Here is a 993-nt window from a genome sequence, read left to right on the forward strand (position 1 = left end):
TGGCCCTGACTCTGCACGGCCTACCTGCCAATGCCAAGCGCGCCACGCTGCATCACTACCGCATTGATGAGCAACACAGCAACGCCTACACCGCCTGGCGGGTGCTGGGGTCGCCTCAGCAAGTTACCGAAAGCCAGCAAGCTACCTTAGCGCAAGCCGGCCAGTTGGCCCAACTAGCGCCTCCCACCCAACTCAAACTCCGGAACGGACAGGCTGAACTGAACTTCACGTTGCCGCGCCAAGGCGTATCACTAGTCCAGCTCAGTTGGTAGGTCACACTTTGTGGAGTAAAGGATTCGTGATCCGGTGGGCTAGGAAAATAGCGGCGTTAACGGCATTTGTGCTTAAGCCCTGGTCGTTAAGACGAAGAGATACCACCTAACAGCACGCAGCTAGTAGAGGGAAGAGTTCTTGAAAGGATTAGTAGCACCTAACGATTTCTAATCCGAGCAACGCGCTTTACACGCGCCTAAAAGCAAGCACTACTGTACCCGTATGCGCTCAACTTTTACTAGGACTGACTTCCTAGCAGGAAGAGCAAACCCATATCGTTCTTGAAGGAAATCTTCAGATGCGGCAAGGCGGTCGTAATCTGGTTTTCCACGGTGCGTTTAGAAATGCCAAGATGGTCGGCAATTTCAGACTCACCTTGGGTTCTCACTCACCCGCCGGGTAGGAAGAACCTGCATGGGCATGGCTAACCCGTACTATTCTAGCCTCGGGCCTAGTTTATACAAAATACTCACCGGGGGTCGTGGCGCTACAAGCATCGTTAGCTGGTCATCGTGGTCTGTCCGCCACGGGACTTCTTTACTACGGCTATTTCCAGAAGGGTTTGGCCTTGACAGTGAGGGTAGGCCACTCACGTTGTAGCAATCTATAGCCGGCAATGCACGTCGCCTCCAAGCCACCCCAATACACCTGCGCCCCCGGCAGGCCCGTAGGCCCTGAACTTCTGCCGCCTGTAGATACTGCAAGGCAGAAAGCGCATCG

Annotated in this window: 1 protein-coding gene and 1 pseudogene; one reads left to right on the forward strand and one right to left on the reverse strand. The window is 54.6% G+C overall.

Annotated features, from left to right (window positions below):
* Positions 1-272, forward strand: a pseudogene (locus VI25_RS22290) (beta-xylosidase); the annotation flags it as partial.
* Positions 273-511: 239 nt separating this feature from the next.
* On the opposite strand, the gene VI25_RS24950 reads toward VI25_RS22290, so the two are convergent.
* Positions 512-661 (reverse strand): hypothetical protein, encoded by a 150-nt coding sequence (locus tag VI25_RS24950; protein WP_152981780.1) that lies wholly within the window; start codon positions 659-661, stop codon positions 512-514.
* Between the last annotated feature and the right edge of the window lie 332 nt (positions 662-993).

The organism is Hymenobacter sp. AT01-02 (assembly GCF_000961955.2).
GTDB lineage: Bacteria > Bacteroidota > Bacteroidia > Cytophagales > Hymenobacteraceae > Hymenobacter > Hymenobacter mucosus.